Here is a 23,341-nt window from a genome sequence, read left to right on the forward strand (position 1 = left end):
TGCATTTATAAATGATTGTTTTAAAATTTTCAAGTCTAATATGAACCGTTCAAAAATATTTTTATGTATGTTATTTTCTGTAAACATAATTACTGTTAATATCAATTGTTATTTATTCAAGACATAATTTGTCTGTTCCCGATCTCCATAAATTAATTTATTTATGTCCAACTAGTTAAATCATTTGAATTATTGAATACGTCTAATACGTGTCATGTATGTAATCTGTAGTAAGTAAACGTTAAGATATCACCATATTTGAGAAACAAAGTGGCTATGCAAGCAGAATATCGGGAGCGTCGTCAGCAGTTAATGTCAAAACTTGGCAATGGCACTGCTATTTTTCGGAGTGCGCCAATGGCAGTGATGCACAACGATGTGGAATACACTTATCGTCAAGATAGTGATTTCTTTTACCTGACTGGTTTCAACGAACCCCAGGCTGTGGCTGTGTTAGCACCCCATCACCCAGAACATCAGTTTATCCTGTTTGTCCAACCGAAGGAGCGGGAGAAGGAGGTTTGGACTGGTTATCGTTGTGGGGTAGATGCAGCGAAGGAAATTTACGGTGCAGATGAAGCTTACCCAATTACTGATCTGGATGAAAAGTTGCCACAGTATTTGGAAAAAGCCGATCGCCTGTATTACCATTTAGGACGCGATCGCACTTTTAATGACAAAATTTTAGGTCATTATCAGCATTTACTGCGGACTTATCCCAAGCGCGGTACAGGGCCAATTGCGATTGAAGATACTGGCCCAATCCTACACAGCATGAGACTAGTGAAAAGTCCATCGGAGTTGGATTTGATGCGTCAAGCTGCGGCGATCGCCACTGAAGCACACAATTATGCATTAGAAGTTACAGCACCCGGACGTTATGAGTACGAGATCCAAGCAGAGATAGAACACATATTTCGGCTGCGAGGTGCAATGGGGCCTGCTTATCCTTCAATTGTGGCTTCTGGGGCCAATGCTTGCGTACTGCACTACATTGAGAATACCCGCCAAATGCAACAGCAAGACTTGCTGCTGATCGATGCTGGTTGTGCTTATGGTTATTACAACTCCGATATTACCCGGACATTTCCGGTAGGGGGTAAGTTTACGCCAGAACAAAAGACATTGTATGAGATTGTATTAGAAGCACAAAAACAGGCGATCGCTCAAGTACAACCAGGTAATCCCTTCAATTTAGCTCACGATACAGCAGTACGCATTCTCACTGAAGGTTTAGTCGAAGTTGGCATCCTCAAAGGTGAAATTGACAAATTAATTGAGGAAGAAAAATATAAGCCATTTTATATGCATCGCACCAGTCATTGGTTAGGCTTGGATGTTCATGATGTGGGAGTTTATCAGCATGGCGATAACCCGCAGCTTTTACAACCAGGTCAAGTTTTGACTATAGAACCAGGACTTTATATTGTGCCAGATACTAAGCCAGCAGAAGACCAGCCAGAAATAGATCCTCGCTGGGTGGGGATTGGGATTCGCATCGAAGATGATGTCTTAGTTACAAGCACAGGACATGAGGTGCTAACTGCTGGGGTTCCTAAAGCAGTGGATGAAGTGGAAAGGTAATTTTGAATTGAAAAAAGCGATCGCCTATTTTCGGGTGCGTTAGTCCTAGCCAACGCACTATCCCATGTGTCAAGCATGGGAATCAACTGCATCCTTCTACAAATTGGACTTCTGGGAGTTTACCCGATCTGAATTGAGTAACCCGTTTGCCATCCGTCTCGAACACTACGCGATAGTTTTTATCCGCTGCATCCTTCGGTATAAAGGTCAAGTAATGTCCACCTTGAACATAGTGATGCGGCATAACTTGAATTTGTCCTCGATAGAGTGACTTAATCCGCGCTTCGGTATCACCGATTTTTGCACCTTTGAGGGTACTAATCTTGCTATTTCTCCATACATCTACCCTAGCAATACGACCTTCTGCAACCATGAAGCCAATATCCTGAGATTTCCCTTGTGGCTTAACGTAGTAACAATATTTATTGGGCGCATCGCCAGTTAGCCGAGTACCAGCAGCTTGTGCTGCTTGGGAAACAGTCATCCCAACTCTGACTGACCCAATTCCATTAATAGCTAGTTTGGGCTGATTTGTTAATTTTGACTGTGCTAGAACTGTCCCTACTGTAAGACCAGAAAAGGTAACGGCTAAACTAGCAAGAGTCAATAATTTAGCTTTACTATTCATCTTTGAGAAATTAAAAGGTTAGATTCTTATATACAACACCCATGTAGGCATTTTCGGACTTTAGAACTGCTTGGTATTAATCTCTAATTGATAGCGCTTCCTCTTTGTATAAAATAAACTCAATAGTAAGAACATACAGCAGTGTTTACCTACTAAAAAAATGGGTGTGGTAAGAAGACCACACCCATTTTGCCTATAATCTAATTGTGATTACAGTTGGGGTACGTATTGCGGCTTTTCAGGTACGTCAGTATATTCAGCTACAATCTGACGAAATTCAGTGCCGTCAATGGTTTCCTTTTCTATTAACAGATCCACTAAGCGGTCTGTAACACTACGATTTTCACGCAAAATTTTCTTGGCTGTTTCGTAGCATTCTTCCACGATCGCCTTGACTTGAGCATCGATACGGGCGGCGATAGATTCGGAATATTCCGATCTCGTCGTCCAGTCACGTCCCAAGAACACTTCTCCTTGTTGGCTTTCCAGCGACAATGGGCCTAAGTCAGACATCCCGAACCGAGTCACCATTTGCCGTGCCATTCCCGACAACTGTTGTAGGTCTCCACCAGCACCAGTTGTTACTTCCGCAGGGCCAAAAATTACTTCTTCGGCGGCGCGGCCACCCAAAGCACCAGTAATCCGGGCTTTGAGTTGAGAACGGGAAATTAACCCCTGTTCTTCGTTGGGAGTAAACCAAGTTAAACCCTGCGCCTGTCCTCTGGGGATGAGGGTGACTTTTTGTACTGGGTCATGGTCTTTTAACAGAGTTCCTACTAAGGCGTGTCCGACTTCGTGGTAAGCAATCAAGCGCTTGCTCTTGCTATCTACTAAGGGAGTGCCTTCCATCCCAGCCACTACCCGATCTACCGCATCATCAATTTCGCGCAGGGTGATCGCTTCTTTGCGTCTTCTGGCGGTGAGAATAGCAGCTTCGTTAAGTAAGTTGGCTAAGTCAGCACCAGTAAAACCAGGAGTACGACGAGCGATCGCATCTAAAGAGACGCTGGTGTCGAGTTTCTTGTTGCGGGCGTGAACTTGTAAAATTTCCAAACGCCCTTTGATATCCGGTGCATCTACTGTGACTTGGCGGTCAAAGCGTCCCGGACGCAACAAGGCTGAGTCTAATACGTCGGGACGGTTAGTGGCGGCAATAATAATGATGCCTGTGTTGCCTTCAAAACCATCCATTTCGGTGAGCAGTTGGTTGAGGGTTTGCTCTCGCTCATCGTTACCACCACCGATACCAGCACCCCGTTGTCTGCCTACGGCATCAATTTCATCAATAAAGATGATACAAGGGGCGTTGTCCTTGGCTTTCTTGAACAAGTCACGCACGCGGGACGCACCTACACCGACAAACATTTCTACAAATTCTGAACCGGAAATGCTGAAGAACGGTACACCTGCTTCCCCGGCGATCGCTTTTGCCAATAAAGTTTTACCTGTGCCAGGAGGCCCAACTAACAACACGCCTTTGGGAATGCGCGCGCCTACAGCAGTAAATCTTTCTGGTTGTTTGAGGAAGGTGACGACTTCTTGCAGTTCTTCTTTAGCTTCTTCGATACCTGCTACATCGTCGAATTTGACTCCAGTTTTAGCCTCCATTTGGAAGCGAGCCTTAGATTTGCCAAAATTCATGGCTTGACCTGGCCCACCGGGAAGGTTGCTAGAGCGACGGAACAAAAAGAACAACCCGGTAATCAATAAAATTGGAAAAATCAGATTGCCCAGCAGTCCCCAGATAGCCCCATCATTCCGCATGGGGTGAGCATCAAAGCTAATTCCTTTTTCTTTGAGTTTGCTAATCAACTCAGGAGCGTTAACAGGCAGATCCACCCGCCACCGTTGGATACGATTTTCGATATCTTGGTCTACAGCTTCTACAATTGCTGTCCTACCGCCTTCGTAAAGATCCACGCTACTAACGCGATCGGCGTCCAAGTATTCTAGAAAGCGACCATAGGTCATACGGGTATTGGCTGCATTCTTAGTCATGTCCGCAGGAACGCTAGCAAAAGCTCCCTGCCAGAAGAAAAAGCCTATTACCAATGCAGGCACTGTCCAGAGTACTAGGACTTTCCAGGAAAATTTCATCTTAATTTGCCTCTAGATGCCAATAAAATTCATCAGCTTTAGCAAGCGAATGGTGTCAATCAAGGATGAAGTATAAAATTTTTCATTTTAGCCAATGACTACACCGCTCACAGAGGGACACCGAATTACAGGATTAACTTCCATAAAGCAGTGTCAGTGGCTTCTAAATCCTTGATACTTCATCCTTTTTGCGTTACTAGTTAGCTATGAAACGGATCTTGATAAATCCATTTTGTTTAATCTGATGTCTTACGTGAATTGCCATGGAAGCTTTAAGGCCGTTACAGCAGATCCATAGCAACAACCAGAATCTTAATTAAAGTTAACTTAATTTTAATACATGATGGCACCAGAACAGAAACGAGAATATGGGGGCGTCAAGACATCAAGCATTCGGAAAACCCTACTTTTACAGTTATCGACTTTCCCCTATCCCTCTATACTATTTTGGATAATTAAATCCTTGCACTAAAAACTATTTAATAAATTTATGCGTATATCTTGACAACTCAAAGGTTTGGCTTGAAAAAGCGGGGGGACAAGGGGACAAGGGGATAAATCCTTACTTGTTACTCAGAACTCACCACTCTTTCAAGCTAGAAGGAAAGAAAGTTTTTCACGTATTCTAGTGTACGCAGTTAATGATGCTTACTTACTTAACTTCTGTAATTTGTAGAGTGTAAGGGAAATATTGACCTTGGTCGTAAGAGCCAACCCAAATCTGGTAAGTTCCTGGAAGCCATTCACCAACTATGCCAGGATTTTGATTATCAAACTCGTCATTGCACCATGTACCCCCAGGGCCCTTGACAATTAGGGTGGTATCTTTAGGACTGTCCACTCGCAGCTTCAGGTAATCGAATTTACTTGTTAATTCCAATGTGTGGTCTGGTGTTTCATCAACAAATCCGGTGCATGGGCCAGTGGCGGTTTCAGATCTTTTAGCAACTTGACTCCCAGGTACAGAGCCACCACTCATACCACGAACTGTAAAAGGATCTGGGGAAAAATCTTTGCCGATAGTGACATCTCCAAATATCGTCGGTGTTGGCTGAACATCAGCTACAGCATTAATTGTCGATGCAACTAAAAGCGTAAATACCGTCAACGATAATCTGATTCCTTTATTGAATACTTTCTTCGGCATATTAATTACATATCTATCTAAGTGTTGTTGAAGACATGAATTTTACACGCCAGGTTCCCAAAAGAAGAAGAATTGACTAAGCTTAGTGCTGAGTTCTGAGTAATGAAGTGAACACAGTCATAAGTTCTGAGGGTTTTTATGGACTTATACCAATTCTTTAAAATTCAGCAAGAGATAAAAACTCAGAAACTCTTTTGGCATCTGGCTTTCCTAATTTTGAATTTTTAATTGGTATTAGGACTCTTCATCTAAATTATGGATAGGGGCGCATGTACGTGCGCCCTTATCATCTAGAATATTTCCCAAGACTGCGGGTAGTGGTTAATTGCCTGCTGTTATGGCCCTACTCAACCGTGGCTTATCTAAACCAATCTGATGAAGTAGTAACCAGGATTGGATCAGGTCAGGCCCATGGACATCTCCAGTTAAGGCCGCTCGGAGCGATCGCATTACTAACCCTTTTTTCACATTCTGCTCTTTTACCACCTGTTTAATTATCTCCTGGGCACTACTTTCTTCGAGTTTGGGCTGATTATCTAAAGCGGCGATAATTCCCTTGAGGGCGGCGGCAGAACCTTCTTGCTGCAACTGTTTACTTGCCTCTTCGCTAAATTCAACTGTGTCGGTAAAAAACAGTTGGCTCATCGCTACGGCATCTTTGAGACGAGTTAGGCTTGCTCCAATTAAAGCTACTAACTGTTCTAACCAGCCGCGGTCGCGTCCTCCATCAAATTTATACCCAGCTTCTTGCCAGTAGGGTATTAATAAATCTGTCAATTTATCTACAGGCAAATTGTGGATATACTGACTGTTTAACCAATCCAGCTTCGCCCAGTCAAACTTAGCGCCTGCTTTATTCACACGCTCAAAGCTAAACTCTTTGGCTGCTGCTTCTAAGGTAAATATTTCCTGAGTTGAGTCTGGGGGTGACCAACCCAGTAATGTCATGTAATTCGCTAAAGCTTCGGGTGTGAAGCCCATTTGTTTAAAGTCAGAAATGGAAGTGACTCCATCTCGCTTAGAAAGTTTGCGCCCTTCCATGTTCAAAATTAGAGGCGCGTGGGCAAACTCTGGTATCTTAGCTCCTAAAGCTTCGTATAGCAGAATCTGCTTGGCGGTATTGGCTATGTGGTCTTCTCCGCGAATGATATGAGTGATTTGCATATCTATGTCATCAACCACAACAACAAAGTTGTACAGTGGTTGACCAATACCATCTTCGGCAGCACGGGCAATCACCATATCGCCACCAAGGTCACTACCTCGCCAGGACATTTTTCCTCGTACTAGGTCATGCCAAACAATTTCTCGCTCATCTTCAATTTTGAAGCGAATCACAAAGCTACGGCCTTCAGCTTTATAAGCAGCTTCTTGTTCTGGGGTGAGGTTGCGGTGACGGTTATCATAGCGGGGTGCTTCCCCTTTAGCTTTCTGGGCTTCTCGTAGGGCTTCTAGTTCTTCGCTGGTGGTATAGCAGCGATAAGCTAATCCTTGCTCTAGCAGTTTTTGCACCGCTTCTTCGTAGAGTTCCAGGCGTTGAGATTGAAAAAATGGGCCTTCATCCCAGTTCAGCCCCAACCAGCGCAACCCTTCCAGGATATTATCGGTGTATTCGGGACGCGATCGCTCTAGGTCGGTATCTTCAATTCGCAGGATAAATGTCCCACCGTGGTGGCGGGCAAATAACCAGTTAAATACAGCTGTTCTGGCTGTACCAATATGTAAATTCCCAGTTGGACTTGGAGCAATACGAACTCTAACAGTCACAGTTCTTTCTCTCTTTCACAAAGCATGATAACTATAACAAGCGCTGAATGCTGAGTTGAGAGCGATCGCTAAAAGAGTTGTGGTAGAAAGAAATTCTCGTGTATGTATTAACAATGAATTTTTTACCCCGATCAACTCAGGAATCAGCACTTATAACTCTTAACTTTTAACGGGACTGACGGGGCTCGAACCCGCAACTTCCGCCGTGACAGGGCGGTGCTCTAACCAATTGAACTACAGTCCCTTAATTGGCAACTTTGCTATTATGTATGTTTTTTTTGGGTTTGTCAAGGGGTATTGGAGTTAGAAGTTAATAGTTTTTTTGTTTCATCACCCCTGCCGTTTGTCAGTGTATTTTAGCGTCTATGGAGCCTGATTCTGCAACCTGCGGTGTTGCTGCCAGATACTGCTGTATCTGGGGTTGCATTTGCTTATACTGCTGCTTTAACAGTTGTTTGCTCAAATGAGGCTGGGAGGAAGGCGGTAGGCTTTGACTTTGTTCTATCCAAGTTTTCAGCTTTTGCCGCTGAATTGGCTCAATATAGCTGCTGACAACGCTGGCGCAGACGTGAGGTGCTTCTAGATTAAAGAAAATCAAAGGGTAGCGTTCATTTTCTGATAATGAGTTAACCAGTTTATGATTTTGAGGATTTTGCATATCTAGGTAACAGGGTAGCCACTTTGGGCCGAGTTTGCGATTGTAAAGGACTGTCAACCATAGCAGCATGGGATGAGGGGATGTGATGAAGATAAATTGGTTGTAACGGATAGAAAGTGCTCGACCTTTAATTTCTTGTTGAGACAACATCAGCCATAGTGACGCTATAGTTCCTTGTTCGGTATCCAGAAGGTGAGGAAAAACAATTTCCTGAATCGGTTTATTCTGGGGCCAGGTAAGTTGCCAACAGGCTTGCTCTACAGCTACAGGTAACTCAGTATGAGACGCAGCTTTAGATGTAGGGGAAGCATCTTCTAACTTCAAGTTTGTAGGCTTGAGATAATTAGATCGATTTATACTTTCTAAAACTTGCAGAATTTGACCAACATTTTGGGGGCGATCGCTTGCTGATTTAGCAAGACAAGCCATAATTAAATTATTTAGATCCTGAGGTATTTGGAGATTGGGTTTAACATCTGCGATCGCTCTTGGTGCTTCAAAATTATGTGCTTTATACCAAGCTCCAAAGTGGTCTGTTTCTGGTTGCCATGGTTTTTCACCTGTGAGCATCTCAAACATCATCACACCCAGGCTATAAATATCAGAGCGACTATCTAATTCTCCTCCCTCTAGTTGTTCTGGAGAAGAATATGCCAGAGTACCGTAAAATCCTTTATTTGTGCTGTGTGTTGCTGTGTAATTTAAAAATTTAGCAATTCCAAAATCTAAAATTTTGACTAACTGACCCAATATAGGATCTGGGATAACTAATATGTTAGCTGGCTTAATATCTCGATGAACTAGCGCATAAATTTTGCCGTCTATGTTAAGGCCTTGATGAGCACATTCTAAGCCTAAGCAAATCTGACGTGCTATCGTCATAAACCTTGGCAAATTCATCGGTATTAATTCCTTTAAAGACTTGCCAGACAAATATTCCATGACGTAAAAGGGGTTACCTTTTTCATTTACACCGTAATCATACGCTCGAACAATATGTATACTTTTTTGGCTCAAAGCTGCACTCATGAGAGCTTCACGGGCAAAGTCCTTTTGCATCTTGGCAGATGAAACAGTTTGAGCAAGAAATTTGATAGCAACTGGTATTCCTCCTAGTAAAACATCATTTGCTAGAAAAACCTTGCCCATGCCTCCCTTACCAATTAACTGTTTAATTTGATAACGATTAGCAAGTAGACCTGTATTATTTGGAGATGCAAATGCTCTTTGATTCACTTTTACAACCTCTTAGTACTCCAAAAGTCAAAATTAATTACTAAAAATTTGAAGTTTTTATCAGCTACTGGTTGTAAGTAGTTTAATCTATACAGCCAAACTTCAACGCCGCAATAAAAATTGTAAAATTTGATAAAATAACTTAGCAGCCCAACCTTTTAAAGCAGCTTCTTCACTTTTTTGTTTATTATCTACAGCTTTACGTAGTATTGTCGCTTTCAGCCTTTCGTACTCTGCTTTTAAAATAATTTTTGCTTGTTTTACAGAAATTAATTCATTTGTATTTTGGTTAACCGCTAACCAATCTGTAAGTTGCTGACGTTGACTAGCAGTGAGAGTTAATGTCATTACATGAGTGCAATTTTGTGGTTCCTCTAAAGGGAAAAATAACAAATGGTAGTATCCTGTTTCTGCTAAAACACGTACTATTTTTTGCCCTTTACTATCTTTCATATCTAAAAAACAAGATAACCACCTTGTTTGAGAATTTTGGCTATCATATAGTACTGTTACCCATAAAAGCATCGGGTATACATTCATTTTGGCGATAAATTCAGTGCCATGAATTTTATCTATAAATTTAGCAATTTCTTGTTGGGGCAACATTGCCCAAAAAGTTGGTATAGTAGCTTTAAATGTATGTAATAAATAGGGAAACCCAATTGGTGCAATTGGCCGATTTTTTGGCCATTTTTTCTGTAAGCACTCTTTTTCAGATAATGAAGTTACAGGTACTATTTGTAATGTAGACGATGTGTCTGAACTATCACTATTACTAATAGTCGGAGTATTTTCAAGTTCCCACTTAACTTGTTTTAATCTTTCTAATATTTCCCTAGTATTTTGGGGTCGATCATTAACTTCTTTTGCTAAACAACTCATCACTAATTTTTGTAATGTTTGGGGTACTGCTATTTGCGGATTCACTTCCTCAAATGTCGGTGGAGTTTGAAAGTGATGAGCTTGATACCAACTACCAAAAGAGTTAGTTGTTGCCTGAAATGGATGTTTTCTAGCTAACATCTCGAACATCAGTACTCCCAAACTGTAAATATCAGATCTTACATCGAGTAGTTTACGTCCCTCCATGTGTTCTGGAGAACAATAAGGTAAACTACCGATAAAAGAATCAGTGATAGTCATCCCACTACGCTCTGTTAAAAACTTGGCAATACCAAAATCGAGAATCTTTACAATATTCCCTCTTTTAGGATCTCCAGTAATAAAGATATTTTCTGGCTTAATATCTCGATGAACAATAGGATAATTTTCTCCTTTAAGGACAATACCTTGGTGAGCGCATTCTAAACCTAAACAAATTTGATAACAAATATCTAAAATTTCTGTTATTGTTATAGTCTTATTTTTAAGGATACGTTTTAAATTTTTACCTTGAAGATATTCCATTACATAAAAAGGAACATTTTCTTCGGTTACACCGTAACTAAATACCCGGACAATATTTTTACTTTTACGACCTAATTGAGCACCAATAAAAATTTCTCTGGCAAAGCGTTGGGACATTTGCTGATTTGCCAGACTTAAGGATAGAATTTTTACTGCGACTGGCATTCCGCCTTTAGCAATATCTTCTGCTAGGTAAACCCTACCCATCCCGCCTTTGCCAATCAAATCTCTTATTAAATAGCGATTATTTAATAATTTACCAATATATATATCTACTTCATTTTTAGAATTTCCTAGGCTTGGAATTGGATTATGCACCATAAAATTATTTATGAAAAATAAACCTAAGAAGTTAAGTTTATAGCTCTCCTTAAACCTTTATTTTATCCGAAAAAAAGAACATAAATTTTAGAGAGTCAATCATATGATGTAAAAATTACTACAATTTTATGTTAACTATCCATAAATAAGAACGAAATCTGTCTGTAATAGTTCTTAAGCTAGGTGTAACATATTTATTAAAGCAAGCGTATGGGAAATTTCACTGAATCCATAGATTGCTCCAATAGATTTGTAGAATTCGTTCAGTAAATATACGTAATCTATAGAAATAAGTTCCATTTATAAAGATGAAATTTATAGTTGCAGTTCAGCGCAACTACGAAGTATTTTATAGGAAAACTTAGTGATTATAATTTGGAAATAAACGGCGTAATAGCCTACTTATTGGTGATTCAATCTTCAACTTAAAGGCTAGTATTTGATTACGTTGTAGAGCATTGAAGTTGTTATCACTAATTAGAATTAATGAGCGCTGTCCATCTGGCAATTTCGGGCCAAGGGTTAAGCCTTCGATATTATCTAGCAACACGTCTAAATTTCTCAAATCTAAAAGCTGTTTTTTCTGAACAGGTTTAATTGTTTTGGAGTCAACAGCTGAAAAGCTATTAATCTTATGAATGTCATCAGCACCCTTTAAAGAAATCTGGAATAGGGAAATTGCAAATCCCAAGCCTGTAAAAGACCTTTCTAAACTAAGGAAATTTCCTTGATTATCAAGGGCAACTAAATCAGGTAAGCCGCTAGCAAATTTGCCTGTAAGATTTAAAATAGGCGTAACTGGTTCAGTCTGGTAAAGAAATTCCTTTTCTGGTTGGTTGATAAATAGGTTGTATTGTAAAATCCGGCAAGGAGTGCCGATTCTGGGTTGAGCTTCTGCACCATCTTGAATTAAAGCATTTTCGGTGGCTGTAAATAAATGCTTTTCATCTGGTGTAATTGTTAGACTTTCAAAAGCTAAATTGTTACGGAACCCTTGCTGACCCTTTTTATCTGGCAAAAACTTGTTTGGTATGGGTAGAGTTGTTATTTCTTTGCCAGTAGATAGGGAAAACTCTTTAATAAAAGAATTAATTAATTGCTTAGGATCACCTTCAGAAGAGATAAAGACACTTTTTTTACTAGTTAAAGCAATACCTTCTGTATCAGTCGTACCTGGAGGATATTTTTCACCACTTTCATTTAATAGTGTGGTCACACCGACAGGAACAACACCGCCATTTTTCAATGTACCTTTACTGAGGTCAATTTTTAGGGTGTAGAAACGAGCGGGAGCTTTTTGGCTGCGGTCATCTGAGATGGCATAATAAAGGTCGTTTTTTGCGTCGTAGGTAATTCCAGATAATCCTCCCACAGCCGTTTTTTGGAAGGATAATCCTTGCGGTAAAGTTGCTTGTCCGATAAACTCTATGCCACTAACGGTAACGGCAGTAGATGCTAAATTGGTGAAGAAAAGGCTGATAATTAAAATTGGGATGCTAAAGTAAATAATTCTTGGCAATGTCAAGAGTTTCTTGATGAGCTGCATGGATAGCGATCGCTAAAGTGTAAAAGTCACCCAACACAATATCACGCTCAAGTTATTAACTATTTATGAGACTTGATTTAAGCAGGTCGCAAATAATATTCTTCCTGAAAAAATTTGACTAACCAATCTTTGACATTGCGGGTGGCGCGGCAGTCGTCTTCGTTGTAGCGTTGAATTAATTCCAATAAGGTGCGATCGCCTGTTTCTAGCCACTGATCATACCAGTAAATACACTTAGCACCGCTAGCTTCTTTGTCTCGCCATTCAAATCCTAACCAACGGGCAATGGCTTTGAGGGCATAACTTTCTATGGGTAAGGCGACGCTTTGGGTTAGTTGTTCATACACATCCACAAAGCGATTTAATACAGGGCGCACTGAGGAATAAGGTGTGTGGTACAGCTTTGCCAGTCGTTTGACTGTATCAAATTCGTAAGCACAAAAATGATAAATTGGGGCTTCGGGATATTGCCCAATCAAATCTAAAAATTGCTGCCAGATTAATTCTTCATCTTCTGGTCTGTCTGCGAGGAGAGAATAAAACTGTTCTGTGTTAGTTTGCCGATCAACAATCAACACTCCCAACAAATAATTTAAATTCAAGTCTGGTTGTGCCTCAATATCAAAGTAAATTTCTATGGGAGCAGTGAAGGTGATATTTTCTGTTGCTGCTGGGTAGGGTAAGATAAACGGACGACTTTGTAATACAGATTGAGCTTGTACTATTAGCTTGGGCGCTACCTCACTATCAAACCCAGGCAAGTTTTCTAGTACGCTGGGGCTGGTACTAGCAAGAGATTCCAGTGTGGTGATCGAGAGAGCTTGTAGTTGAGTGTAGCGAACAGGTGTTACTCCTGGTAACAGTGAAAGATGTTTTTGTGATTGGGCGATCGCATAACAATTACTGTACCAATGACAAAGACTGCATTTTTGTCGAGAAATAAATACTTCTGGCCCATCGGCTAACTCTAAAGTTTGAATCAACTCGGCGAGAATGCGTTGCATCTCTGGGTTCCATCTTTGCAAATCTACTGCATAACTACTATCTTTAGTCCGCAGTTTCAGCCAAGCTGTTTGGGGCATAACTCCCTGCACTGTCGCCAAGACTTGGGCGTGAAATGCTACTCCAACTTGATATTCTTGTTTGGGGCGTTTACCCATTTCCAGACTCGCCGGAACGTACATCCAATCTCCAAAGCAAGATTCTCCTGGCTGTTTCACAAGTAAATCTGGACGACTGAGTAAGGTATACCCTTGATAACTTGGGGATAGAGAAACCTCTTCATTCCCTGTGTTTACCCAATCGTCGTAACTGGCTAACAGCACACCTTGACGAATGTACTCAACTCCACGCTGCATCAATTCTAAAGTTGCTGCTTGCCCTGCTTGCCAATTTCCTTTGGGATAATTTGGTCTGTGGTAAGACAAATTAGCTAAGACACTGCTTTGATAAGCGATTTTGTCGTGTTGCAGTTTTAGCAGTAACTCATTGGGAGTATCTCGCTGGTTTTTGTCACCGTGACTATCTAAAAAAGGTCGGCGCTTACAGCGTTGATATTGCAGTAACAGATCAGCATTAATTAACATTCCATTAAGCTAGCAATAATTAGTACTTTCTGGGAGTCAGCCAGAGAAGGAAAGTCAGTAATCAAATCACAATTACCTACGAAAAACCCGAAGATACGTTAAGCATGAAGTTATCTGATTCCTTATCTTCACTCTAAAATCTAAAACTTAAATTGGGTATGACTAGTATTTCTACTGCAACATCCAAATTGCATCACCATCGAGAGCAGTTTCCAGCTTTAGCGAATAAGAGCTATTTCAATTATGGGGGTCAAGGGCCGATGCCCCAAACAGCAATGGATGCCATTAGCCAAGCTCAAGCTCATATTCAGCAACTAGGCCCGTTTGGCGCTGAAGTTGGCCGCTGGATTGGATTAAATATTCAAGCTACCAGAGAAGCGATCGCATCTGAGTTGAATGCGCCACCGCAAACTATTACTCTTACAGAAAATGTAACTTTTGGTTGCAATATTGCGATGTGGGGTATTGAGTGGCAAGCTGGCGATCATCTGCTGCTTTCTGATTGCGAACACCAAGGCATTATCGCCACAGCACAGGAAATCGGGCGCAGATTCGCTGTTGAAGTAACTACTTGCCCACTCATGGCTACTTTAAACGAAGGCGATCCTGTAGAAGTTATTGCCCAACATTTACGCCCTAATACTCGCCTTGTGGTTTTAAGTCATATCCTTTGGAATACAGGGCAAGTTTTACCTCTAGACAAAATTGCAGATTTATGCAGGGGTAATTATTCCCGACTTTTAATAGATGCTGCCCAGTCTGTTGGTTCTATGCCTTTAAATTTAACTGAATTGGGAGTAGATTTTTATGCTTTTACTGGTCATAAGTGGTTATGTGGCCCTGCGGGTGTGGGGGGTTTGTATATCCGACCAGAAGCACAAGAAAGCTTAAAGCCTACTTTTATTGGTTGGCGCGGTGTTGTTCTCAACAATCAAGGCAAGCCTGTGGATTGGCATCAGGATGGGCAAAAATATGAAGTGGCTACCTCAGATTATCCGTTGTATGTTGCCTTGAAGGAGGCGATCGCAGTCCATCAGCAATGGGGAACACCACAGGAACGTTATCAGCAAATTCTCCGCAACAGTGAATACCTTTGGCGACAGTTGGTAAAATTACCCGATGTCAAATGTTTACGGACTTCCCCGCCTCAAAGTGGTTTAGTATCGTTTCAAATTGCGAATTCTCAACCTCAAACTAGTCAGGAGTTGGTGAATTTTTTAGAATCACAAAGATTATTTACCCGGAAAATTGCCGATCCCAACTGTGTACGCGCCTGCGTTCATTACTTTACTTTAGAATCGGAAATCGACCAATTGGTTGAAGGTGTGCAACGGTTTTGTAAGGGGATTGGGGATTAGGGACTGGTGACTGGGGACTGGGGATGGGGGGACAAGGGGACAAGGGGAAAGAACTATGAATAACTCTTGCTCCTTGTCCCCCCATCCCCCATGCTCCTTGTCCTCTTCACCCAATGCCCCATGCCCGATGCCTAATACCCAATTCCCAATCCCTAACTACATGGAACGCCCAATTTTATACTTAGCTATCACTAACCACGGCTTCGGTCATGCTACTCGTACTGCATCGATTGCTGCCACAATTCAAAAGTTATGCCCAGATGTCTTGTTAATTATGGTGACAACTGCCCCCAGGTGGTTGCTAGAGTGCTACATAGATGGCGATTTTATCCATCGTCCCCGTGCTTTTGATTTGGGTGTGGTGCAAGCAGATAGCTTGACAATGGATAAAGAGGCGACTCTGGCAAAGTTACTAGAAATTAAGAAAAATCAAAATTCACTGATTGCCTCGGAAGTAAATTTTATCCGTCAAAATCGCGTTCATCTTATTTTGGCAGATATTCCTTTCCTCGCCCCTCTCATCGCTAAAGCTGCAAATATCCCCTGCTGGATGATCAGTAACTTTGGCTGGGACTTAATTTATCGAGATTGGGGAGGCGAATTTTTAGAAATTGCTGATTGGATTAGTGATTGTTATTCAAAGTGCGATCGCCTGTTTCGTCTTCCCTTCCATGAACCGATGCAGGCTTTCCCAAATATTACAGATGTGGGCTTAACAGGTGGTTCTCCTCGTTACACGGCTGATGATTTACGTTCTAGTTGGGGTATTACTGCACCCCTAGAAAAAACTATTTTGCTAACTTTTGGCGGCTTGGGTTTGCAACAAATTCCCTACGATAACCTGCACCATTTTCCCGATTGGCAATTCATTGTCTTTGATGAATCTGCCCCTGATTTACCTAATTTGGTGAAAGTTACTGACCGTAAATACCGCCCTGTAGATTTTATGCCCATTTGTGGACGAGTCGTTTCTAAACCTGGTTACGGTACTTTTGCAGAAGCTACACGTTTACAAGTACCTATTGTTACGATTACTCGTGATGACTTTGCAGAAGCAGCTTTTATGTTGGAAGGTTTGAGCAATTACAATCAGCATCAAATCTTGACTCCAACAGAATTTTTTCAAGGTAGTTGGGATTTTCTCTCTCAACCTCTTCTGCAACCAAAGCAATCTCAACCGATTGCTAAAAATGGAAATGAAGCGATCGCTGATGCTGTGATCAAATATTTTTAAGTTAACTCAATTTACGAGTGATAAGCGATCGCCTCCGACAGTGGGTTTTGCCCAATCGTACTTAATCAAAGGCTACAACCAAAACATTCCCACACCCGAAAATCCTACCCAGCAGGATTTTCTTCTAACCAGCTAAGTAAATCCTCTAGTCCTGTAAAATCTAACAAAGCCTCGCCAAGTGCTTCTAATTGCTCTAGGGAAAGCGATTGAATGCGTTCTTGAACTTCTTGCGGTAACTCTCCCACCCGTTTTTTTACTTGTCGAAGCACGAGACTTTGCTCACCTTCTTGTTTTCCCCGTTCGTAGCCAATACGTTCACCAGTGGTTACATAACTCATACTACGCTCCTGCTCAAACTGCTTAAATTCTTGCCAAAATTCCGCTTCCAATGCTTTTGGTAAAATCATAACCCAATCAATAAATCGGTATAGGTTACGAATATCTCTTTCTTGCAGTTCTTGTTCGTACAATCGACGTATGGGTACGTTCCCAGTTAATTAATCTGGCTGTTTCTGGGAAGAAAAAATGCATGGCTTGGGAAAAGTATGCTTCTAATATTTCTTTCCACGGTGAATCATTATCGGCTCTTTCTAATTCCTCAGTCATGTAGATTTGAAATTTGGCATTTATTCGACGGATATATTAAAGAATACAGAGAGCGCCGATTATTGCCAAACCAAAGACGATTTACTTTCAAGAATGCTAGGCGATCGCATCTCTAAATTCCGTATAATCAAGGTTGCTATAGTTATTTCATTCGTTGCTCAACTCAAGTTACGAAAATCTCTTTCCCCAGCAGCATAACGTCTGAGCAAGTTTTCAGCAGTAATCCTTTCCTTTTCCATGCCTCAACTCCAACATCAAGCAACACATAATAAGATATAAGCCACTCAATCTCTGGTAACACAGCCACCGGACAGACCACCTCTTCCCAGGTTGTATGATATATTCTCAATCAGCAAGCAAATTCTAACGCTCAGTAGACTTTTAACTCATTGCAGATGACTCATTACCAAAAGCTACTCAGAGTTTCCACTACTGGCAAGTCTTTTCAAAATATCACCTCAAAAATTGAAGTGATCGTTGCCGAGTCGGGGGTGGAAACTGGACTTTGTACTCTATTTTTACGCCACACTTCAGCTAGTTTAGTGATTCAAGAAAATGCTGATCCAGATGTGTTGGTGGATCTCGCTAACTTTATGGCGAAACTTGTACCAGAATCAGGCAAGTACATTCATGATGCTGAAGGCCCTGATGATATGCCGGCACATATCCGTTCAGCCCTTACCCACACTTCCGAAAATATCCCCATTAATCGCGGTCATTTAGTTTTGGGTACTTGGCAAGGTATTTATGTTTGGGAACATCGCCAACGCAGTCATGTTAGAGAGTTAGTTGTCCACATCTCTAGTTAATAATCAAATCGTACTGGCATAATCTTGGGCGCTATTTGTGAGTTTTGACAACGTATGTAAGACTTTAGCTGAAAAATACCCAGCAGATTTTGCGCGTTGGTTGCTAAAGGTTGAAGCACCAAAAATTGAAGTTTTAAAAACTGAGTTGAGTCTTGAACCAATTCGAGCCGACTCTGTAACTTTCTTACGAACACAGAATCGTATTTTACATTTAGAATTTCAAACAATCATACAATCTACTCCTGCTATTCCTTTCCGAATGTTAGATTATTTCGTGAGGTTAGTGCGGCAGTATGATGTGCCAATAACGCAGGTAGTGATTTTCTTACAAGAGACAAGTAACGAAATCGCTTTTACCCAAGAATATATCAATGAGATGACAATTCACCGCTATCGAGTTATAAGAATGTGGGAACAAGATTCCGCCTTATTTCTCGATAACCCTGCATTATTGCCGTTAGCACCATTAACACAAACAGATTCACCCCAAAGGCTATTATCACAGGTTGCCCAGAGTGTTGCTAGAATTTCGGATAGAGAAACTCGGCAGAATATCGCAGCTTACACAGGGATTTTAGCTGGTTTAAAGTTTAAAAAAGACTTAATTCGGCAATTTTTAGGGGAGGATATTATGCAAGAATCTGTGATTTATCAGGATATTTTGCAGAAGGGAGAACAAAAAGGAGAACAAAAAGAAGCGCTGAGATTCTGTATGTCTTTACTTGATGAACGTTTCGGTGAAATTGATGCGTCAATTATTGAGCGAGTTCAAGTTTTAGAAAAGGAACAGCTAGAAGATTTAGGTAGAGCAATTCTCAGAATTTCATCAATACCTGATTTATTGACTTGGTTAGACCATCAGAAAACAGATTAACTGTAAATAAGTTTGTTTTGTATTAGAACTTACGCATTCGCAACGAAAAACAAGGCTTTAGGATTGCTTCCCTACGGTCGCAATGAAGAAATTACGTTATTGTTGCTTAAGTCCTGTTTATATTCACATCAAAATGTCGAGACATGAGAATTGCTGACTTAATTAGCTGGTTTGAAGAATGGGCAAATCCTGCTTGGTGTGAAAGTTGGGATAATTGTGGTTGGCAGGTTGAGCCAGGGATTTTACAGGAACAGGCTAGGGTTTTGGTATGTTTAACACCAACTTTGGCGGTCATGCAAGAAGCGATCACCTCTAATGCTAACCTGATTTTTGCCCATCATCCCCTCATTTTTAATCCTCCCAAATCTTTACGTACTGGTGAGGCGATCGCGGATATGGTGCGATTAGCTTATATCCATAATATTGGCATCTACAGTGCCCATACCAATTTTGACCAAGTACAAGATGGGACTGCTGATGTTTTGGCTCAGATTTTAGAACTCAAGGAAGTTACACCCATCGTACCCACACAAGCGAGTTTAGGATATGGCCGCGTAGGGGTGCTAGAGCCTTTTATGACATTACAAGAATTACTGACGCTAATCCACACCCGGCTTGCTCCCCCAAATCTGATCGTTTCACCTACTGTTGATTTACAGCAAACGATTTCACGAGTGGCTGTTTTGGGCGGTTCGGGAGCTAGTTTTATTTCGGCGGTAGTCAAAACTGGCGCTCAAGCTTATCTCACTTCTGATTGTAAGTTCCATCAATTTCAAGAAAGCCGCGATCGCGGTCTGATTTTAATTGATGCTGGACATTATGCAACTGAACGTCCTGCTTGCGATCGCTTGGTGCAAAAACTACGGTCTTTAAATTTAGACTGGGTGCAATTAAGCCATAAAGATGAAGATTTCCGACAGTTTTTCCCCTAAAAATGTATATTATTTTATTCTCTGCATAATTAATATTTGCAACTAATTTTCGGTTTTTACATAAACTAATGTATATTTAATTGTAAGTACTTAAGTATATTTCTAAGTTGAATCTAGCAAATACTATGTATTTTCACGCTAAACTTCATAAATTATCAGCCATTTGCGAGTATTTAGTATAAAGTTTTCATATGACAGAGATCACAAAATTATGTAATTATAATCACCAAGCTTTGCTGTTCCGCATCAATTAGTAAACTAGGGAATTATTTCATACTAGAGGTAGCAAATTGCCTATTAAGCCCTTAATTAAAATGATTCGCACACTCGTTGAATCTGCTTTTCAAACTGGATGTCTTAGTGTTGAATCTGAGGGTCTACTCCACCAGGTACTAGCTACGAAGTGTTATCAGTCAGATGATTTGGCAGCTCTTGAGGCGCTATACGATGCAGTTCGTGCGGGTCAAATTAAACGAGAAGCATCCTCGAAACTACTCATGGAATTTCCCCTCGGATACAAATCTTGCTAACATTTCCATAATTGGTGACTCTGGCGCTGCATTATTGCTCCTGGGGGAGTGTGTCACATCAGTTAAAAACGTTAAACTTAAAACTCTTGGAATGTTCTTGTTTAAAACCGTTCAGGTCTGCAAGAGAATGAGTTAAGATCAAATACATAGGGGTAAAAGTACAGCCGAGTTCCCGGACTTCCCAGAAATGCCAATGATTACAAGTAGGCAACTCAAACAACCGCAATCTACGTTTGTTTCGGAGTATTTATTATTACATAATGGTAGGCAGGACTCACCAGCAGGTATTAACCTGGTTAGGACAACTCCCGAATTGTATGACTTCTATGAAGTAAACATTCGCTGAATGACCCTGAAGAAGTTATAGTTTCATCAACGCAGTGGTACTACTTGATGGCCCAAAATTTTCCTAGACTCGAACAATTACAAGCTCTTTGGTTTAGGTCAAAAAACGTCAGTAGTTTTGCTGAAGTAGATAACTTACCTATTAAGGGTATTATGCATTGGGGTAAAACCCAGTTTTTGACAAGTTTAACTACGTTGTTTAAAAAGGCAGAAGCAGTACATGCTACACCGCAAGATTTATCAATTGTGTTGCGATGGGCGGGAGGTATGTGTTTTCTTGCGGGACCAGCAACGCTGGATTGAACGCGCCCGCATCATTGATATAGAGGGAGATTTAGTGACCCTACGCTATGAAACAGAAGAAGAGGATGAAGTTTGTTCCTGGGAAGAGATGGTTCGTCTCGAAAGTATTGGTGCTGTAACACAAAAGTTAGCTTCAGTACCACGCGGTAATGTAGAACCTCTCATGACTGAAGATTGTCCGGAAGCTGAACGTATCCGCAACCGTTACACCGACTCGAATCCTGAATAAATCAAAATAGTCGATACTCAAGAGTCCAGAGTCCATATTTCTACTCTGGACTTTTGAGTTCTTGGCTATTCAATTTCGTTTAAAGGTTCAAAGGCGGGACAGTAACCTTCAAGAGTTACCTTGAAGTTATATAACGGAGAATTGGGATTCCAACATCGTTGCCCCCTTTGATGTCGGCAAGTTCCACAGCAATCTACATCAGACAAAGTATAGCGATCGCTACTTTGGTTGAGTAGTTCTCGTTGTGATAACCCCCGTAATACTATTTCTTCCCCCTGCCAACGAGCTTCGATTAAACCGGTATCAGCAAGCTGCCGCCAACGCGGATCAGCTGTAATTGCGTCTGGGAGCGTAATCGTGATGACGGTTCCCAACTCCGTGAGTTCGCCTTCATAATTCGTTTCTGGTGCGGCTGGTTGTAAAAATGTATCTCCAATGGATAGTTCTACCAAGACACCAGCAGAAGGAGAATGCACATGATAGCGGTTTTGTAACTCTTCTAAGCTAGTTAAATCGGCTAAGTAGGCAGGGGAACCGTGAACAAAAATGACGTGCTGGGGTCGTAAATTATGAATTAGCTGCGTAGTACCGGGGCCATCACTGTGTTGTGCGAGGAGATAGCTTTCAACGGTAGTGGGCGCTGAATATTGTTTTTTAACTTTTATGTCAATTTTTTCTGGCAGGAGGATTGCCCAAGGGCCACTGTCAAGTTGGCAGTATTGACCAAAATCAGTTGTAGAATCAGTGAGGACAATACAGGGGGACTTGCCTAAAGTGTCCCGATGTTCGGATTGCAAACGACGCACACGAGGGCGCACTTTCTCATCCCAAAACAAAGGTTGATGACGAGCAAAGTTCTGTACTGATGGGGGAAGGTGGGGCAGTAATTCCAGATAGGCGTCACATCCTGTGGCGACAGCACCATCAACCCAAATATCTACATCTCGTCCTGTAAAGTGGTGATGGCTGCGTAAGAGCATTAATAGTTCTTGACCCAACCCTAAAGCGGGTGTGGGAAGTAACACAGAACAACGGTCGGCGATCGCGCGATTAATTCGTTCCGCTAGTTGATTTTCTTGGTTGCGGCGGTGGGGATGGCGGGATGTGCCATAAGTACCTTCAATAATTAGCACATCCAACTCTAATCCTCGTAATTCTTCTAAACGCAAACCTTCTACCAGCCGCGAGTTAGATAAGAAAAAATCTCCTGTATATAGCAGCCGATAAGAACGCCGCTGGGTTGTGTAGGTCAGTAATATTGCTACCGCCCCTGGTAAATGCCCTGCGGGAAACAATTCTGCCACTAAGCCTTCTTGAAATTCCACAGGCGATCGCAACGGTAAGGCTTGACAAAATTGGGGAATTTCTTGAAGGTTTTTATCTAACCAGTTAAGTGATAGTAACTTGCTGGTTACTTCACTGGCGTATATCGGTAACTGGGGAAAAGCCTGATGCAGTGCCAGCAACCCTCTAGCGTGATCTGGGTGGGCGTGACTAATCAACACTAAATCTGCTGGTAGAGGGGAGTTACCTTGACTTGCCGACTTAGTTAACCCCCTCACCAAGGATGAAATATCCCCTAATCCACAATCCAACAGGATGCGGTATGGCCCCATCTTAACCAGTAAACACACACCCTCATCATTGTGCTGGACACTATAGGGCAAACATTCTAATTCGCTAGCTGGCTCCCCAACATCAACACGAGAGGATGCCGATAGATTATCCCTCATTTTCTCCTCCCCTCAAACCTCATTGCCATGGACATATCCCAAAAGCCAAAAATTAGAAAAATTTTGGTTTTGCGACTTAGGGGTAAGTTTCATTGTGCGCCCCTACACCCTGAAAATGCCGATTATTAATTGGGGAGGAAACCTCCGCCGAACCCGCGCTGGTTCGTGAAAGTTGGGTAACGATAAACCCTCAATTTAGGGGCCAAGGGAGTTTTCCTCTTGCCTTTTTTCCTTACCGAAGTTCTGAGGGTCAAAAGCCGACCTTCAGGGCTTTCTCAATGTGCAGAGCCATTGCCGTGATAGTTATCTGAATCATAAAATCCATTTTTCGTGCCAAAAAACAAGCACGAAATTGTAAATACGACTGTTAACCCAACTAAAATCAGCTTTACATCCATTGGTTTGCTGTCC

The 23,341-nt window shown here is 41.5% G+C and carries 20 protein-coding genes, 1 tRNA gene and 1 pseudogene; 10 read left to right on the plus strand and 12 right to left on the minus strand.

Going from position 1 to position 23,341, the window contains the following annotated elements; translation table 11 throughout:
• The first annotated feature begins 276 nt into the window (after positions 1 to 276).
• Positions 277 to 1,584 (plus strand): aminopeptidase P N-terminal domain-containing protein, encoded by a 1,308-nt coding sequence (locus AC5JL8_RS34475; RefSeq protein WP_495884256.1) that lies wholly within the window; start codon positions 277 to 279, stop codon positions 1,582 to 1,584.
• Between the two features lie 82 nt (positions 1,585 to 1,666).
• On the opposite strand, the gene AC5JL8_RS34480 is transcribed toward AC5JL8_RS34475, so the two are convergent.
• The 9 genes from AC5JL8_RS34480 to AC5JL8_RS34520 all read right to left on the minus strand — a co-directional run bounded on the left by AC5JL8_RS34480 (position 1,667) and on the right by AC5JL8_RS34520 (position 13,977).
• The gene (locus AC5JL8_RS34480) at positions 1,667 to 2,212 is read right to left on the minus strand and encodes a hypothetical protein (protein WP_495884185.1); all 546 of its coding nucleotides are present in this window, start codon (positions 2,210 to 2,212) and stop codon (positions 1,667 to 1,669) included.
• Between the two features lie 210 nt (positions 2,213 to 2,422).
• The gene (ftsH2, locus tag AC5JL8_RS34485; RefSeq protein ID WP_495884186.1) at positions 2,423 to 4,309 is read right to left on the minus strand and encodes an ATP-dependent zinc metalloprotease FtsH2; all 1,887 of its coding nucleotides are present in this window, start codon (positions 4,307 to 4,309) and stop codon (positions 2,423 to 2,425) included.
• Positions 4,310 to 4,961: 652 nt separating this feature from the next.
• Positions 4,962 to 5,456 (minus strand): hypothetical protein, encoded by a 495-nt coding sequence (locus tag AC5JL8_RS34490; protein ID WP_495884187.1) that lies wholly within the window; start codon positions 5,454 to 5,456, stop codon positions 4,962 to 4,964.
• 321 nt (positions 5,457 to 5,777) lie between these two features.
• On the minus strand, positions 5,778 to 7,223 hold the full coding sequence (gene gltX / locus AC5JL8_RS34495; RefSeq protein WP_495884188.1) for a glutamate--tRNA ligase: 1,446 nt from the start codon (positions 7,221 to 7,223) through the stop codon (positions 5,778 to 5,780).
• Positions 7,224 to 7,393: 170 nt separating this feature from the next.
• Positions 7,394 to 7,467, minus strand: a tRNA-Asp gene (locus tag AC5JL8_RS34500).
• A 102-nt stretch (positions 7,468 to 7,569) separates the two neighbouring features.
• A complete protein-coding gene (locus AC5JL8_RS34505) occupies positions 7,570 to 9,117 on the minus strand; it encodes a serine/threonine protein kinase (protein ID WP_495884189.1) in 1,548 nt (515 codons plus the stop codon).
• Between the two features lie 102 nt (positions 9,118 to 9,219).
• On the minus strand, positions 9,220 to 10,845 hold the full coding sequence (locus AC5JL8_RS34510; protein WP_495884190.1) for a serine/threonine protein kinase: 1,626 nt from the start codon (positions 10,843 to 10,845) through the stop codon (positions 9,220 to 9,222).
• A gap of 361 nt (positions 10,846 to 11,206) precedes the next feature.
• A complete protein-coding gene (locus AC5JL8_RS34515) occupies positions 11,207 to 12,391 on the minus strand; it encodes an esterase-like activity of phytase family protein (RefSeq protein WP_495884191.1) in 1,185 nt (394 codons plus the stop codon).
• Positions 12,392 to 12,468: 77 nt separating this feature from the next.
• A complete protein-coding gene (locus AC5JL8_RS34520) occupies positions 12,469 to 13,977 on the minus strand; it encodes a TM0106 family RecB-like putative nuclease (protein WP_495884192.1) in 1,509 nt (502 codons plus the stop codon).
• Between the two features lie 158 nt (positions 13,978 to 14,135).
• On the opposite strand from AC5JL8_RS34520, the gene AC5JL8_RS34525 reads away from it, so the two are divergent.
• Entirely contained in the window at positions 14,136 to 15,335 is a 1,200-nt protein-coding gene (locus AC5JL8_RS34525; RefSeq protein ID WP_495884193.1) for an aminotransferase class V-fold PLP-dependent enzyme, read from the plus strand.
• Positions 15,336 to 15,495: 160 nt separating this feature from the next.
• On the plus strand, positions 15,496 to 16,569 hold the full coding sequence (locus AC5JL8_RS34530; RefSeq protein ID WP_495884257.1) for a glycosyl transferase: 1,074 nt from the start codon (positions 15,496 to 15,498) through the stop codon (positions 16,567 to 16,569).
• A 104-nt stretch (positions 16,570 to 16,673) separates the two neighbouring features.
• Here AC5JL8_RS34530 and AC5JL8_RS34535 read toward each other — a convergent pair.
• A pseudogene (locus tag AC5JL8_RS34535) lies at positions 16,674 to 17,175 on the minus strand (DUF4351 domain-containing protein).
• Between the two features lie 395 nt (positions 17,176 to 17,570).
• Between AC5JL8_RS34535 and AC5JL8_RS34540 the strand changes: the two are divergent.
• The 7 genes from AC5JL8_RS34540 to AC5JL8_RS34570 all read left to right on the plus strand — a co-directional run bounded on the left by AC5JL8_RS34540 (position 17,571) and on the right by AC5JL8_RS34570 (position 21,197).
• The gene (locus AC5JL8_RS34540) at positions 17,571 to 17,984 is read left to right on the plus strand and encodes a secondary thiamine-phosphate synthase enzyme YjbQ (RefSeq protein ID WP_495884194.1); all 414 of its coding nucleotides are present in this window, start codon (positions 17,571 to 17,573) and stop codon (positions 17,982 to 17,984) included.
• 37 nt (positions 17,985 to 18,021) lie between these two features.
• Positions 18,022 to 18,858, plus strand: a complete 837-nt coding sequence (locus AC5JL8_RS34545) for an Rpn family recombination-promoting nuclease/putative transposase (protein WP_495884195.1) — start codon at positions 18,022 to 18,024, stop codon at positions 18,856 to 18,858.
• A gap of 143 nt (positions 18,859 to 19,001) precedes the next feature.
• Entirely contained in the window at positions 19,002 to 19,790 is a 789-nt protein-coding gene (locus tag AC5JL8_RS34550; protein WP_495884196.1) for a Nif3-like dinuclear metal center hexameric protein, read from the plus strand.
• Between the two features lie 314 nt (positions 19,791 to 20,104).
• A complete protein-coding gene (locus tag AC5JL8_RS34555; protein WP_495884197.1) occupies positions 20,105 to 20,320 on the plus strand; it encodes a hypothetical protein in 216 nt (71 codons plus the stop codon).
• A 187-nt stretch (positions 20,321 to 20,507) separates the two neighbouring features.
• Positions 20,508 to 20,666: a hypothetical protein gene (locus tag AC5JL8_RS34560; RefSeq protein WP_495884198.1), complete on the plus strand. Its 159-nt coding sequence runs from the start codon at positions 20,508 to 20,510 to the stop codon at positions 20,664 to 20,666.
• Between the two features lie 47 nt (positions 20,667 to 20,713).
• A complete protein-coding gene (locus AC5JL8_RS34565) occupies positions 20,714 to 20,968 on the plus strand; it encodes a hypothetical protein (protein ID WP_495884258.1) in 255 nt (84 codons plus the stop codon).
• Positions 20,886 to 21,197 (plus strand): DUF6679 family protein, encoded by a 312-nt coding sequence (locus AC5JL8_RS34570; RefSeq protein WP_086765716.1) that lies wholly within the window; start codon positions 20,886 to 20,888, stop codon positions 21,195 to 21,197. The genes AC5JL8_RS34565 and AC5JL8_RS34570 overlap by 83 nt, the downstream gene beginning before the upstream one ends.
• Before the next feature lie 65 nt (positions 21,198 to 21,262).
• Here AC5JL8_RS34570 and AC5JL8_RS34575 read toward each other — a convergent pair whose 3' ends face one another.
• Complete coding sequence (locus AC5JL8_RS34575; protein ID WP_495884199.1) at positions 21,263 to 22,930, minus strand: MBL fold metallo-hydrolase; 1,668 nt, start codon at positions 22,928 to 22,930, stop codon at positions 21,263 to 21,265.
• Positions 22,931 to 23,205: 275 nt separating this feature from the next.
• Positions 23,206 to 23,328, minus strand: a complete 123-nt coding sequence (locus AC5JL8_RS34580) for a DUF8629 family protein (RefSeq protein WP_086682663.1) — start codon at positions 23,326 to 23,328, stop codon at positions 23,206 to 23,208.
• Positions 23,329 to 23,341: the final 13 nt, after the last annotated feature.

The organism is Mojavia sp. (assembly GCF_059505145.1).